The sequence below is a fragment of the Acinetobacter brisouii genome, assembly GCF_008993995.1.
Classification (GTDB): Bacteria; Pseudomonadota; Gammaproteobacteria; order Pseudomonadales; family Moraxellaceae; genus Acinetobacter; species Acinetobacter brisouii_A.
In genome coordinates, this window is the sequence record NZ_BKNN01000005.1 from 44,417 (window position 1) to 58,774 (window position 14,358).

The following is a 14,358-nucleotide window of genomic DNA, read 5'->3' on the forward strand; positions in this document are numbered from 1 at the left end:
CCATATTGCGGGAATAGCTCAGTTGGTAGAGCATAACCTTGCCAAGGTTGGGGTCGCGAGTTCGAGTCTCGTTTCCCGCTCCAAAATTTAAAAAGCCTCAAGATTAAATCTTGGGGCTTTTTTTATGCTGTTTAAAATGAGAGTAAAGCTGATTTTATTCGGTTTTGATGATGCTCGATGAAGCACGTCGCGCTATGTCATTGTGCTGATAAGCTTGAACCTCCTGATTGAGCCACTCTACAAACTTCAAAATCAAACCACTATTTTGTTGTTCCGAATAAACAAAATAATAAGAACGCGAACCGACCAGTTTAAATCGAGAGGCAATCACCAAATCAGCATTCTTCAATTCTTTCTCAAGGAGCATTTGAGGAATGAGTGCCACGCCCATGTGATGTGTTGCGGCAACTGCAAGCATGGAAAAAAGCTCATGGCGTTGTCCATCCATTGCAGAAGGATCGTCATAACCTGCTGCATTGAACCATTCTTTCCAGATATACGGTCGCGTCGTTTGCTGTAATAAAGGCAATTGACTCAATTGCTGCGGAGTCAAATCAATTGCATTTAGATCCATTTCGGGGAAATATTTTTGAATCAACTGCACCGAACAGACAGGAACAACCTCTTCCTGCATCAGAAATTCAACCTTTGCCTCAGGCCAGTTTTCAAGTTGGGACGGCGTACCTGCGTAAATTGCAGCATCAAAAATATGTTCACTAAATAGAAAGGGCTTGGTACTGGTTTCAAGATGCACCGTAATTTCAGGATAAATCTGATTGAAACGATATAGTCGAGGTAGTAACCAGCGGGTCGCGAAAGTAGGAACAACGCCAAGTTTCAGTGTGCCGCCAAGCCCTTTGTGCGACATAAGATCCATCGTGCTTTGTTCAATGTTCAATAATGAAGATTTGATACTTTTAAAATACTGCTCGCCTGCCAGCGTCAATTCAACACCGTGGCGAGTACGTTGAAATAAACTCAGATTTAAAAATTCCTCTAATTGTTGGATTTGTCGGGAAACAGCACTTTGGGTAATACACAGTTCCTGCGCAGCGTGGGTGTAGCTTTTATGTTTGGCGGCAGATTCAAAACACAACAGTGACTGTAAAGATGGAATCATCCGACGCATATCACGATCCTTGTCATATCGGTGGATTTCTAGAATGAGGTATTTAGAAATAACATAGATTGTCCTTAAAAATAAAATGTTCATTTTATAAAAATATAAAAGTCATTGTATTTAAAATACTTTTTTGAAAACGGATCATTTTTTGTGAAATAAGATATGCGTAAACCACATGTCTGCATGAAAAAGAATCGTTTGCCTGAGTGGAGAACTTGATCGTAGCATGAATGAAAAGATCAACCAGAACAGGCTAGGAAAACAATGAATCAAATGCTGGAAACAACAAAAAAATCTGAACGTGTCCAATTTAACTGGCAAGACCCATTTCTGATCGAGCATCAACTCACCGAAGAAGAACGCATGATTCGCGATGCAGCAGCGGCTTACTGTCAAGATAAGCTTATGCCCCGTGTGCTTGAACAATTCCGCCATGAAACCACAGATCCCCGCATTTTCCGAGAAATGGGGGAGTTGGGGTTACTTGGGCCAACCATTCCTGAACAATATGGCGGGGCAGGTTTAAACTATGTCAGTTACGGTCTGATTGCCCGTGAAATTGAACGGGTTGATTCGGGTTATCGCTCTATGGCAAGCGTGCAAAGTTCCTTGGTAATGGTGCCGATTAATGAGTTTGGGACAGAAGAGCAGAAACAAAAATATCTGCCGAAACTGGCGACAGGTGAATATATTGGCTGTTTCGGGTTGACTGAGCCTGATCACGGTTCAGACCCTGCGGGCATGTCAACACGTGCCAAAAAAGTGGCAGGGGGATATCGCCTGAAAGGTTCAAAAATGTGGATTACCAATAGCCCGATTGCCGATGTATTTGTCGTGTGGGCAAAAGAAGTGTCAGAAGAAGGCAATGTTGGTGATATTCGCGGTTTCATTTTAGAAAAAGGTTGGCAAGGTTTATCTGCACCCGCAATTCACGGCAAAGTGGGGTTGCGTGCTTCGATTACAGGGGAAATTGTCATGGATGATGTCTTTGTCCCTGAAGAAAATGCCTTTCCTGAAGTTCGTGGTTTAAAAGGCCCATTTACCTGTTTGAATAGCGCACGTTATGGCATTGCATGGGGAGCGATGGGCGCCGCAGAATTTTGTTGGCACACCGCGCGTCAATACACCCTCGACCGTCAGCAGTTTGGTCGACCGCTTGCAGCCAATCAGCTCATTCAGAAAAAACTGGCGGATATGCAAACCGAAATTGCACTCGGCTTACAGATCGCCTTGCGTTTTGGGCGTATGAAAGATGAAGGTCTTGCCGCAGTGGAAGGCACATCCTTAATCAAGCGCAATAACTGTGGCAAGGCACTAGAGATTGCTCGTCTCGCTCGTGACATGTTGGGTGGAAATGGCATTAGCGATGAGTTCGGGATTGCCCGCCATTTGGTTAATCTTGAAGTGGTCAATACCTATGAAGGTACACATGACATTCATGCCTTGATTTTGGGGCGTGCGCAAACTGGCATTGCTGCATTTGCCAACTAAATAAAACCTTTTCATTAAAAATTCTTGGAGATGCTCGTTATGGGCATCTTGAGGAGATTTAAAATTTCAAAATGCCGAGGGAATGGCAGTACAGGCAAATTGAAATTGGGATGACACATCATAAAAATAATCGGGATGGAGCAATGGGTGCATTAACAGGGTTACGTGTGCTGGATTTGAGTCGGGTATTGGCAGGGCCGTGGTGTGGTCAGATTTTAGCTGATTTGGGTGCAGAAGTGATCAAGATCGAACGTCCCAAAGTTGGGGACGATACCCGTATGTGGGGACCGCCCTGGATGCCCGATGAACAAGGAGATGCCACCCGAGAAGCGGGTTATTATCAGTCTGCAAACCGTAATAAATATTCAGTCGCGGTTGATATCGCTTCAAAACAAGGACAATTGCTGATTCAGGATATAGTCAGGGATTCCGATGTACTGATTGAAAACTATAAGGCAGGCTCATTAGCCAAATATGGTCTGGACTATGCCAGCCTCAGCAAGATTAATCCTCGACTGGTGTATTGTTCGATTACAGGTTTTGGGCAGACAGGACCGCGTGCGGCTGAACCCGGTTATGACTTTATTATTCAGGGCATGGCAGGACTGATGAGCATTACAGGTGAGCCTGAAAATGTGCCGCAAAAAGTTGGGGTTGCAGTCACGGATTTACAAACAGGGCTGTATGCCACCATTGCAATACAGGCGGCGTTGTGGTCACGTCTCACGACTGGAAAAGGTCAGCATATTGATCTGTCACTGCTTGATGTTCAGGTTGTAGGTTTGGCCAATCAGGGCATGAACTATCTGCTGACAGACAAATCCCCAGTGCGGATGGGTAATACGCATCCCAATATTGTGCCGTATCAGACATTTAAAGCAAAAGATAAAGACTTTATTATTGCCTGTGGCAATGACAAGCAGTTTAAAGATCTGTGTATCGCGATTCAGCGACCAGACCTTTGGGAGCATGCCAACTTTCGCTCAAATCAGGATCGGGTGAAACATCGGCATGTTTTGATTCAGCAATTGCAGCAGCACTTTTTAACTCAAAATGCACAATTTTGGGTGGATTGTATTCATGCGAAACAAGTCCCTGTAGGTATGATTAATTCCATTGCAGAAGCATTACAGGAGCCACAGATTCAGGCGCGCAATATGCTGGTAAATGTGCCACATCCGCAAAATGCTGAATTTAAAATGATTGCTTCACCGATTAAACTGTCGGGTACACCGATTGAATACCGTCAAGCCCCGCCTCGTTTAGGGGAGCACACTTGGTCTATACTCAAACAATACCGCAGTGAAAGTGAATTGCGACAGCTCAAAGCGACGGGAGTAATCGAGGCGTTTGCTGAGCAGAATGACGCGGTGGGTGTCGAATAAGATCGAGAAAAAAGGATTATTCGACTTTATTTCATAAGTCATTTTCTAAACAATAAATCACAATATAAATACCCTCATTCCCTTGCGGAACAGTGTTCCTCATCCCAAAGGGAGAAGGAACTTTTAATACTAATTTTATTGATTAATCACATTGTGCCTGTCGGTATCTGAAAAATTATTCCTGCGGCTGTGCGTAGTTCATCACCGAGAGCAGGCGAATTGGAACCTGAATCAGTTTTTCTGGGCCGTGTGGAATCTCACCTTCTAGAGTTAAACAGTCGCCTGGTTGCATATGAAACACTTCATGCCCGTGACGATACAACAATTCACCTTCGACTAAATACAACATTTCTGTTCCTGGATGAGCAAAAGTCGGGAACTCCTCACTGGCATCGTCCATGCTGACCAAATAGGCTTCAAAGTTTTTACGTGGGCCGCGTGAATGGGTCAATAAATGATAAGTATGTCCTTTTTCTGTGCCACGGCGAACTACTTCCATACCATCACCCGATTTCACCAACATGGCATGGTTTTCTTGCTGATCGTACTGGCTAAATAAAGTCGACATGGGAATACCGAGTACTTCACATAAGCGGCTTAAGGTCTCAAGGCTAGTGGACACTTGGGCATTTTCAATTTTACTGAGCATGCCCTGACTAATCCCTGCGATCTGAGCAACCTCAGACAATTTTAAACCCTGTTCTTGGCGGTTACGTTTGATTTGAATGCCAATATATTGTTCAAGCTTTAAACTATTTTTACTTTGTCTCATTCTGGTTCATTCCTGCACTATTTCGATACCAATATTGCCTTGTAGTTTACTGCAAAGCGCAAACGAACTTTGTCAAAACATAAAATTCCTATTACGAAATATATATTCTTTTTGGAAATATAGTCGATTTTTACCCATAAATCACAATTTTTTTTAATGGCTGCAAAGTTGGCAAGGGATTTGCTTTCCTATTAGGAAATAAAATTTCTTAAATGGAATTTTTAAACCATGTAAGCACAGAAAGATGCATTTTCTGCACCACATTCAGTTTTTGTCATATGGGAGTATGCCAAATGTTGCAGCAAGCCGTAACCGAGATGTTTGATCAACATCAACTCATCAAAAAACCGATGTATCGTCCAGAGGTTCAACAGGTGATTGATCAGTACCAATTAAAATATGTATTGGCTCAGTTTGTCGATATTCATGGTGCTGCAAAAACCAAGTCTGTACCAATTTCTGGCTTAAAAGCCATTGAAAAAGATGGTGTAGGCTTTGCGGGCTTTGCGATCTCGGGAATGGGAATGCAGCCGCATGGGCCAGATTTTATGGTGAAAGGCGATTTGTCGAACTTAACTCCTGTGCCATGGCAACCAGGTTATGGTCGTGTGGTGTGCGAAGGCTATGTCAATGGTCAGCCGCATCCTTACGATTCACGCTATGTACTGCGTAAACAAGTCGAGCGTTTAAGTGCCAAAGGCTGGACATTAAATACAGGTCTAGAGCCAGAATTCAGCCTGTTTCGCCGTGGTGAAGATGGTTCACTGAAAATGGTGGATGACTCGGATAACCTCGATAAACCTTGCTATGACTATAAAGGCTTATCGCGTTCACGTGAATTTTTAGAACGCTTAACCGAGGCGCTCATTCCTGTGGGTTTCGACATTTACCAAATTGACCATGAAGATGCCAACGGTCAGTTTGAAATTAACTATACCTACAGCGATGCCATAAATTCGGCAGACATGTTTACCTTCTTCCGCATGGTAGCAGGGGAAATTGCCAATGATTTAGGCATAATCTGCTCATTTATGCCGAAACCAGATCCAAAACGTGCGGGCAACGGTATGCACTTCCACTTGTCAATTGGCAGTGAAGAATCTAGCAACCTATTCCATGACCCAAGTGGTATGGGCTTATCGAAAATGGCGTATCACTTTATTGCAGGTTTGCTTGAGCATGGCCCAGCACTCTGTGCGTTCTGTGCGCCAACTGTGAACTCTTATAAACGCCTTGTGGTGGGTCGTTCATTGTCTGGTGCGACATGGGCGCCTGCATTTATTGCCTACGGTTCCAACAACCGTTCAGCCATGGTGCGTATTCCGTATGGTCGTATCGAACTACGTCTGCCAGATGCAGGCTGTAATCCTTACTTGGTGTCAGCCGCGATTATTGCTGCGGGCTTAGATGGCATTGAACTTGAACTGACCCCACCTGCGGCATGCAATGAAAACTTGTACAGCCTTGGTTTGGAAGAAATCGCTGCACGTGGCATTGAAACCTTGCCACAGTCGCTGAAAGAAGCAGTCGATGCACTCAAAGCTGATCCATTGTTCCGAGAAAAAATGGGTGCAGAAATCGTGGATGAATTCATCGATCAAAAAAGTATGGAATGGGTGGAATACAGTCGGCATGTGTCCGACTGGGAAGTGAAGCGTTATACCGAATTTTTCTAAATTTTAAGATAAATCAACAGAATTGAATCTATTGGAGTAAGCATTATGTGTGGCATTGTCGGACTTTACTTAAAAAACCCTGCGCTCGAATCTCAATTGGGCAAACTGTTTGAACCGATGCTTGAAGCCATGACTGGACGTGGTCCAGATAGCGCAGGCTTTGCGATCTATGGCGACGAAGTACAAGATGGCTGGGTCAAACTGACCTTACAAAGCACCGATGAAAGCTTTAACTGGCAAGCATTTGCAGAAAAACTAGAAGCAAAACTCGGTACAGGCTTTGACTGGTTCCAAAATGCAACCGCAGCTGTGCTGAAAGTCGAAGCAGATGAAACCACTGTTCGTGTAGCAATTGCCGAACTTGCACCTGAACTGAAAATCATGAGTGTGGGTCAAAGCATCGAAATTTTAAAAGGCATGGGCTTGCCTGTGGAAATTTCTGAACGCTTTGGCTTAGCCAACATGAAAGGCAGCCACATTATCGGGCATACCCGTATGGCAACTGAAAGTGCTGTAACCATGGAAGGCAGCCACCCATTCTCAACGGGTGCAGATCTTTGCTTAGTGCACAACGGTTCATTGTCAAACCATGCGCGTTTACGTCAGGAACTCAAACGCGAAGGCATTCATTTTGAAACGGATAACGACACTGAAGTAGCTGCGGGTTATTTGGCTTGGCGTTTACAAGAAGGGGACAACCTCGAACAAGCGCTGAATCATGCCCTTGATGACTTGGATGGTTTCTTTACGTTTGCGATTGGTACACGTGACGGTTTCGCCGTGATTCGTGATCCGATTGCCTGCAAACCCGCAGTGTTGGCAGAAACCGATGACTATGTGGCAATGGCATCTGAATATCAGGCATTGGCTTCACTTCCAAACATCGACAAAGCCAAAGTTTGGGAACCAGAACCAGCAACGTTATATGTCTGGGAACGCTCAACAGCCAATACTGGCGCAGCAGCATAAAACCAAAATAGAGATTAGAGGAATAAACACGATGAATAGCACAGTATTGGCAGACAAAATCGAATTAAAAGATACTTATGATTTGAGCGTGGACAGTATTCGCGAACTGAATCAGGCATTACATACCCCTGAATTGGTGGCTGCGATTCCTGCATGGACTGTGCAGAACCCAGCAGGTCAGCACAATATCGCAGTGGGTATAAAAGCTCCTGTACAGGTCACTATTGACGGGCATGCAGGTTATTACTGCGCAGGCATGAATCAGGAAGCTGATGTGATCGTGAACGGAAACGTGGGTGTTGGTGTTGCTGAAAACATGATGTCAGGTTCAGTTTGCATTAAAGGCAATGCTTCACAAGCAGCAGGTGCAACAGCACACGGTGGTTTGCTGGTGATTGATGGAGATGCAGGCGCACGCTGTGGTATCTCGATGAAAGGCGTGGACATTGTGGTGGGTGGCAGCATTGGACACATGAGCTGCTTTATGGGACAAGCAGGACGCTTGGTGGTGTGTGGCGATGCAGGCGATGCATTGGGTGATTCACTGTATGAAGTGCGTATTTATGTCAAAGGCACAGTGAAATCTTTGGGTTCAGACTGTATTGAAAAAGAAATGCGCCCAGAACACATTGCCGAGTTGGCAGAGCTGTTGGAGCAGGCAGGATTTGATGAAGATCCAACCACCTTCAAACGCTATGGCTCGGCGCGCCAGCTTTACAACTTTAAAGTCGACAACGCATCTGCTTACTAAACCAAACGTGGCTCGGAGATATTTACGATGACTCAATCTGCTACTCAATTTGAACCAGTATTACGCGAATCTGCTACGTTTGACCGTTTAACGATTCAGGAAATTCAACGCGCTGCCGCTACAGGGATTTATGACATCCGCGGTGGGGGTACAAAACGCAAATTGCCACACTTCGATGACTTGTTGTTGCTCGGTGCAAGTATGTCACGTTATCCGCTTGAAGGTTATCGTGAAAAATGCGGAACTGATGTGGTGCTTGGCACACGTTTTGCCAAAAAACCGATTCACCTGAAAGTGCCTGTCACCATTGCGGGAATGAGCTTTGGTGCATTGTCTGCCAATGCCAAAGAAGCTTTGGGGCGCGGTGCAACCATGGTTGGCACATCAACCACAACAGGTGACGGTGGTATGACGCCTGAAGAACGCGGTCATTCGCAAACATTGGTGTATCAATATCTACCTTCACGTTATGGCATGAATCCAGATGACTTGCGTAAAGCCGATGCGATTGAAATTGTACTTGGTCAAGGTGCAAAACCAGGCGGTGGCGGTATGCTGTTAGGCATGAAAGTGACTGAACGTGTGGCAGGTATGCGTACACTTCCAGTCGGTGTCGATCAACGCAGTGCCTGTCGTCACCCAGACTGGACAGGCCCAGATGATCTTGCAATTAAAATTGCAGAAATCCGTGAAATCACCGATTGGGAAAAACCAATTTATGTGAAAATTGGGGCAAGCCGTCCATATTACGATGTCAAACTTGCAGTCAAAGCAGGGGCAGATGTAATCGTACTCGATGGTATGCAAGGCGGTACGGCAGCAACTCAGGAAGTGTTTATTGAACATGTTGGTATTCCAATTTTACCTGCAATCCCACAAGCGGTTCAGGCATTGCAAGAAATGGGAATGCACCGCAAAGTGCAGTTGATCGTGTCAGGCGGGATTCGTACAGGTGCAGACGTGGCAAAAGCCATGGCACTGGGTGCAGATGCAGTCGCAATTGGGACAGCAGCCTTGATTGCACTGGGGGATAACCATCCACGCTTAAATGATGAATTGAAAAAAATCGGTTCAGCATCAGGTTATTACGATGACTGGCAAAATGGTCAAGACCCTGCGGGGATCACCACGCAAAACCCTGAGTTAGCTAAAAATCTTGACCCGATTGAAGGTGGTCGCCACTTGGCAAACTACTTACGTGTGTTGGTACTCGAAGCGCAAACTATGGCGCGTGCCTGTGGTAAATCACACTTGCATAACCTTGACCCTGAAGACTTGGTGGCGCTCACTGTTGAAGCAGCAGCAATGGCGCGCGTACCATTGGCAGGTACTAACTGGGTACCCGGTCAAGTTCAGTTCTAATTGATTTAAATCCCCCATTAAAGCGAGCCATGTGCTCGCTTTTTTATTACAGACTTTTACAGCGATGATTTGTTATTCTTGACAAGTAATTATTGAAATAACAATGAGTTTAAAGATCATGGACAATAGTAATAAAAAATTAAAACCAAGCATTGTTTGGTTAACACAACCTGAAGCCCATGACTATCCCGCTGCGAGTTCCTATCTCTCTTTGATTTTTGATCCCATCCAAGTGAAAAAATTGCTCGATCAGCTACAAAAACAACCCATCAGTCAATTCAAAGCCAAAGATATTTTTCGTGCAGCACAGCTTCCATTACTTGATGAGCATAATTTTCACGTGGCACGTGATCTCGACAAAATTGAACAGGAAAAAGCACTCTCTCCATTGTTACTTGTTCGAGATCTTGCTCAGCATAAAGTGATTATTGCCGATGGCTATCATCGTTTATGTGCCGTGTATTTACACGATGAAGATGCTTTAATTCCATGCCAAATCGTTTCATTTGATGCAAGTTGAGTCGTTGAATGAATGCCAATAAAAAATCTTCAATTTTCGATGTAGTCGCCGGCTTATCCATCGCAGGGTTGTTATTGCCTGAAGCTGTGGCTTATTCCAACATTGCAGGCTTGTCCCCACAAAGCGGTCTGGTGGCTTTGGTCATTGGTTTAATTGTGTATGGATTGATTGGGCGTAGCCGTTTTGCAATCGTTTCTTCAACATCTTCTTCGGCGGCAGTGCTGAGTTCAGGTTTAGCCACTATTGTTGCATTATCTTCGCCTGAGCGAGCCAGTTTGGCGTATGCCTTGGTATTTTTATCTGGGATTTTGCTGGTGATTGCGGGGCTATTTAAACTTGGTGAAGTCACACAATTTATTGCCAAACCTGTACTCAAAGGTTTTTCTTTTGGTTTAGCTCTGAGCATTGTGGTGAAACAGTTGCCCTCTGTCTTGCAGATTCATCCTGAACACAGTGATTTCTTTCGGCAGATTTGGGGATTCATGACGGCGTATCAGGACTGGAATGTTTATGCGTTCGGCATGGGTATTGTGACCTTTGCAACTCTAAAACTCACCCAAAGCTATAAAACCATTCCTGTGGCTTTATTGTTGATTATCTTGGGAATTAGTTTAAATGTATTGGGTTATACCGATGAGTGGGGGATTCATTCGGTTGGGCATTTTGAATTTGTTTTACCGAGTGCCAGTTTGCCCAACCTGAGTATGAATAGCTGGCTGCAACTGGTTGAAATTGCCCTTGCAGTAGCACTGATTGTGTATGCTGAGTCCTATACTTCGATTCGTACTTTTGCCTTAAAATATAATGATCCGAGCGAACCCAACCGCGACCTGATTGCTTTGGGCGTTGGTAATATCTGTTCGGGATTACTCAAAGGTATGCCGCTAGGCGCAGGCTACTCCGCCACCTCAGCCAATGAAGCCGCAGGTGCAACAAGTAAAAAATCGGCGTGGGTTGCAGCGCTGGCAGTCATCCTGTTTTTAGTATGTTTTCGTCAATATATTGCCAATATTCCTGAGCCGATTCTGGCCAGTATTGTGATGTATGCGGTCAGTGGGCATATTCGTCTTGCACCCTTCAAACAGTATTTTATTTGGCGTAAAGATCGTATTCTTTCGATTACTGCAATTTGGGCTGTGATTATTTTTGGTGTGCTGAATGGCTTAATTATCGCAATTGCGGTCAGTATTTTAATGATGCTGAAAAGTTATGCTGTTCCCCGTATTGCATGGCTTGGGCGCTTAGATGGAGGACATGACTTTGTCGATATGGACCGCTTTCCTGAAGCGGTTGCTCCATATGAAATTTTAATTGCCCGACCTGATCATCCGATGTTTTTTGCCAATGCTGAAAAAATCTGTAATGCGATCTTAACTAAAATTGCGACACAGCATTATGAGCATGTGATTTTAAATCTGGAAGAATGTCCGAGTCTTGATAGTACCAGTATTGAAGAACTACTTCTGCTTGCTACCCGTTTGCATGAACAACAAATTGACTTGAGATTAGCGCGTGTACGCCGTTCAGTGGCGCAGACCTTGTTGTATGTGAATAGTCCATTATTTCCCCAATCCAGTTATAGTGCACAAAGCGTCGATGACGCTGTACAGGGGTATGAAAGGAGAGCTTCATCTGCAACCTGAGGTTACTTCATTAACTTGAAGTTAATGTTCTGCATTTCGAGTTTATTGATCAAAAATCCTGAACAGGGTTTTATAGATGAAAACATGAACTGCGGAACAGGACATCACATGGAAGGCTCGGTACAGCATAAAGATCGAATTTGGAATAAACGCCGTTATGCCAAGCAGATTAAATTGGACTTGGCACGCAAGTTTGCTGATGGTGTAGTGATTCCCACCCAAAATATTGTTCAGGCACTTGAAACCCTGATTACCCCAGGTGATCGGGTTGTCCTCGAAGGCAACAATCAAAAACAAGCCGATTTTCTTTCACGTGCACTTGCACAAACTAGCCCAGATATTTTGCATGATTTGCATATGATCATGCCGAGTGTTGGGCGTCCAGAACATCTAGATTTATTTGAAAAAGGCATTGCCCGTAAACTGGATTTTTCATTTGCAGGCACGCAAAGCCTGCGTATTAGCCAGTTACTTGAAGATGGCTTACTGGAAATCGGCGCAATTCATACCTATATCGAACTGTATTCACGTTTACTGGTCGACCTGATTCCCAATGTGGTGTTATCCGCAGGCTTTATGGCAGACCGTCACGGCAACATTTATACGGGCGCAAGTACCGAAGATTCACCAGCCTTGATTGAACCTGCGGCATTTAGCGATGGCATCGTGATTGTACAGGTCAACAAACTGGTCGATGACGTGACTGACTTGCCACGTGTCGATATTCCTGCGTCTTGGGTGGATTTTGTAGTGGTGGCGGATCGTCCATTTTATATTGAACCATTGTTTACCCGTGACCCGAAACACATCAAACCTGTACATGTCCTCATGGCAATGATGGCGATTCGCGGGATCTATGAAAAACATCAGGTGCAATCGCTGAATCATGGCATTGGCTTTAATACCGCAGCGATTGAACTGATTTTGCCGACTTATGGTGAATCACTTGGGCTAAAAGGCAAGATTTGCCGTAACTGGACACTCAATCCACATCCGACCCTCATTCCTGCGATTGAATCGGGCTGGGTGGAAAGCGTGCACTGCTTCGGGACAGAACTCGGCATGGAAAAATATGTGGCTGCGCGTCCCGATGTGTTCTTTACAGGGCGTGATGGCTCGCTGCGTTCCAACCGTATGATGTGTCAGTTAGCAGGACAATACGCTGTCGATCTGTTTATTGGTGCAACTTTACAGGTTGATGGACAAGGACATTCTTCAACGGTGACTAAAGGTCGTTTGGCAGGTTTTGGTGGTGCGCCGAATATGGGGCATGACCCGCGTGGTCGTCGACATGGTACGCCTGCATGGCTGGATATGCGTCCTCAAGGCTTAAATGACACTGATACCTACTTGGCACGCGGCAAAAAACTGGTCGTGCAAATGGTGGAAACTTTCCAAGAGGGTGGCAAACCGACCTTTGTGGATCAGCTTGATGCCGTCGATGTTGCGAAAAAATCAGGCATGCCACTCGCGCCAATCATGATTTATGGCGATGACGTGACGCATTTACTCACCGAAGAAGGCATTGCCTACTTATATAAAGCCGACAGTCAGCAACAACGTGAAGAAATGATCGCGGCAGTCGCAGGGGTCACCGACATTGGTTTACGTCATGACCCGAAAAATACCGAACGCTTACGTCAAGCTGGTTTGGTGGCATTCCCAGAAGATTTAGGCATTCGCCGTACCGATGCAACCCGTGAGTTGCTTGCGGCGAAAAATATTGCCGATTTGGTGACATGGTCAGATGGTTTGTACGAACCGCCTGCGAAATTTCGGAGTTGGTAAATGAATGCATTTTTTCAACCCAAACCGCAGCGTTGCCTTGCCGATACGCTAGCCGATTTTGCAGTACAGGCATTACTTGATGAAGTGCGTCTGTCTCCAAAACCTGCACTGGTCGATGCACGCAGTTCAGGCGCACATCAAGATTTAAGCTTAAGTTTGATGGAACAATCCGCAGAAAGTTTAAGAGAAATGTTTGTTGCCATGAGTGTGGCAGCAACATGGCATGGTGAAGTTTCACAGGCATTACGTGAACAGATTGGGCAGCTTGGACGTAAAGGCGAACAACGCATGTTGGCGGTGACAGGTGGCGTCAATACTCATCGTGGCGCAATTTGGGCACTCGGTTTACTGGTGACGGCAGCGACATTATTGCCACAAGGGACATCCGCAGAAGACATCTGTTTTTGTGCAGGGCAAATCGCACAAATTGAAGATCGGGCTGTGAGCGTGCAATCAACGCTCAGTCATGGGCAAATGGTGTTGCAGAAACATGGCAAGCAAGGCGCAAAACAACAAGCTCAGCAAGGTTTCCCTGCGATTCGTCAGCATGCTTTGCCGCAGCTTCGTCAAACCCGACAGTATTCCATGCGAGAGGAATTTGCCCGCCTAGATGCACTGCTTGCACTGATGCAACATTTGGATGATACCTGCGTACTGCATCGGGCAGGTCTAAACGGTTTAAACCGTATGCAGCAAGGTGCGGGCAAAGTATTGGCTTTGGGTGGTTATACCAGTCTGGCTGCGCGTCGTGAACTGCATTTGCTGGAAATTGATTTATTGCGGTTGAATGCATCACCAGGTGGTGCAGCGGATTTATTGGCAGCGACGATATTTGTCGATCGGGTAGAACGTGAACACGGCGAATAACCCATAAGGAT

Annotated in this window: 12 protein-coding genes and 1 tRNA gene; 11 read left to right on the top strand and 2 right to left on the bottom strand. The window is 45.3% G+C overall.

Annotated features, from left to right (window positions below):
* Positions 1–7 precede the first annotated feature (7 nt).
* Positions 8–83, top strand: a tRNA-Gly gene (locus tag GBN19_RS02520).
* A gap of 71 nt (positions 84–154) precedes the next feature.
* Here the strand turns inward: GBN19_RS02520 and GBN19_RS02525 are convergent.
* Positions 155–1,129, bottom strand: a complete 975-nt coding sequence (locus GBN19_RS02525) for a LysR substrate-binding domain-containing protein (RefSeq protein ID WP_151777032.1) — start codon at positions 1,127–1,129, stop codon at positions 155–157.
* A gap of 258 nt (positions 1,130–1,387) precedes the next feature.
* On the opposite strand from GBN19_RS02525, the gene GBN19_RS02530 reads away from it, so the two are divergent.
* Both GBN19_RS02530 and GBN19_RS02535 read left to right on the top strand, forming a co-directional pair.
* Complete coding sequence (locus GBN19_RS02530; RefSeq protein WP_111891827.1) at positions 1,388–2,614, top strand: acyl-CoA dehydrogenase; 1,227 nt, start codon at positions 1,388–1,390, stop codon at positions 2,612–2,614.
* 143 nt (positions 2,615–2,757) lie between these two features.
* Entirely contained in the window at positions 2,758–3,999 is a 1,242-nt protein-coding gene (locus tag GBN19_RS02535) for a CaiB/BaiF CoA transferase family protein (RefSeq protein WP_151777061.1), read from the top strand.
* A gap of 175 nt (positions 4,000–4,174) precedes the next feature.
* Here the strand turns inward: GBN19_RS02535 and GBN19_RS02540 are convergent, their stop codons facing one another.
* Complete coding sequence (locus GBN19_RS02540) at positions 4,175–4,771, bottom strand: helix-turn-helix domain-containing protein (protein ID WP_151777033.1); 597 nt, start codon at positions 4,769–4,771, stop codon at positions 4,175–4,177.
* A 293-nt stretch (positions 4,772–5,064) separates the two neighbouring features.
* Here GBN19_RS02540 and glnT point away from each other — a divergent pair, with 293 nt between their 5' ends.
* The 8 genes from glnT (at position 5,065) to GBN19_RS02580 (ending at position 14,347) form a co-directional block, all read left to right on the top strand.
* Positions 5,065–6,447, top strand: a complete 1,383-nt coding sequence (gene glnT, locus GBN19_RS02545) for a type III glutamate--ammonia ligase (protein WP_228271198.1) — start codon at positions 5,065–5,067, stop codon at positions 6,445–6,447.
* A gap of 45 nt (positions 6,448–6,492) precedes the next feature.
* Positions 6,493–7,416, top strand: coding sequence for a class II glutamine amidotransferase (locus GBN19_RS02550; RefSeq protein ID WP_151709217.1), 924 nt, complete (start codon positions 6,493–6,495; stop codon positions 7,414–7,416).
* Positions 7,417–7,447: 31 nt separating this feature from the next.
* Positions 7,448–8,167, top strand: coding sequence for a GltB/FmdC/FwdC-like GXGXG domain-containing protein (locus GBN19_RS02555; protein WP_151777034.1), 720 nt, complete (start codon positions 7,448–7,450; stop codon positions 8,165–8,167).
* A 27-nt stretch (positions 8,168–8,194) separates the two neighbouring features.
* On the top strand, positions 8,195–9,529 hold the full coding sequence (locus tag GBN19_RS02560; protein ID WP_151777035.1) for an FMN-binding glutamate synthase family protein: 1,335 nt from the start codon (positions 8,195–8,197) through the stop codon (positions 9,527–9,529).
* A gap of 103 nt (positions 9,530–9,632) precedes the next feature.
* Entirely contained in the window at positions 9,633–10,049 is a 417-nt protein-coding gene (locus GBN19_RS02565) for a hypothetical protein (protein ID WP_228271199.1), read from the top strand.
* 8 nt (positions 10,050–10,057) lie between these two features.
* Complete coding sequence (locus GBN19_RS02570) at positions 10,058–11,692, top strand: SulP family inorganic anion transporter (RefSeq protein WP_151777036.1); 1,635 nt, start codon at positions 10,058–10,060, stop codon at positions 11,690–11,692.
* Between the two features lie 108 nt (positions 11,693–11,800).
* Positions 11,801–13,480 (top strand): malonate decarboxylase subunit alpha, encoded by a 1,680-nt coding sequence (mdcA, locus tag GBN19_RS02575; protein WP_151777064.1) that lies wholly within the window; start codon positions 11,801–11,803, stop codon positions 13,478–13,480.
* The gene (locus GBN19_RS02580) at positions 13,481–14,347 is read left to right on the top strand and encodes a triphosphoribosyl-dephospho-CoA synthase (RefSeq protein ID WP_151777037.1); all 867 of its coding nucleotides are present in this window, start codon (positions 13,481–13,483) and stop codon (positions 14,345–14,347) included. It begins immediately after the preceding gene.
* Positions 14,348–14,358: the final 11 nt, after the last annotated feature.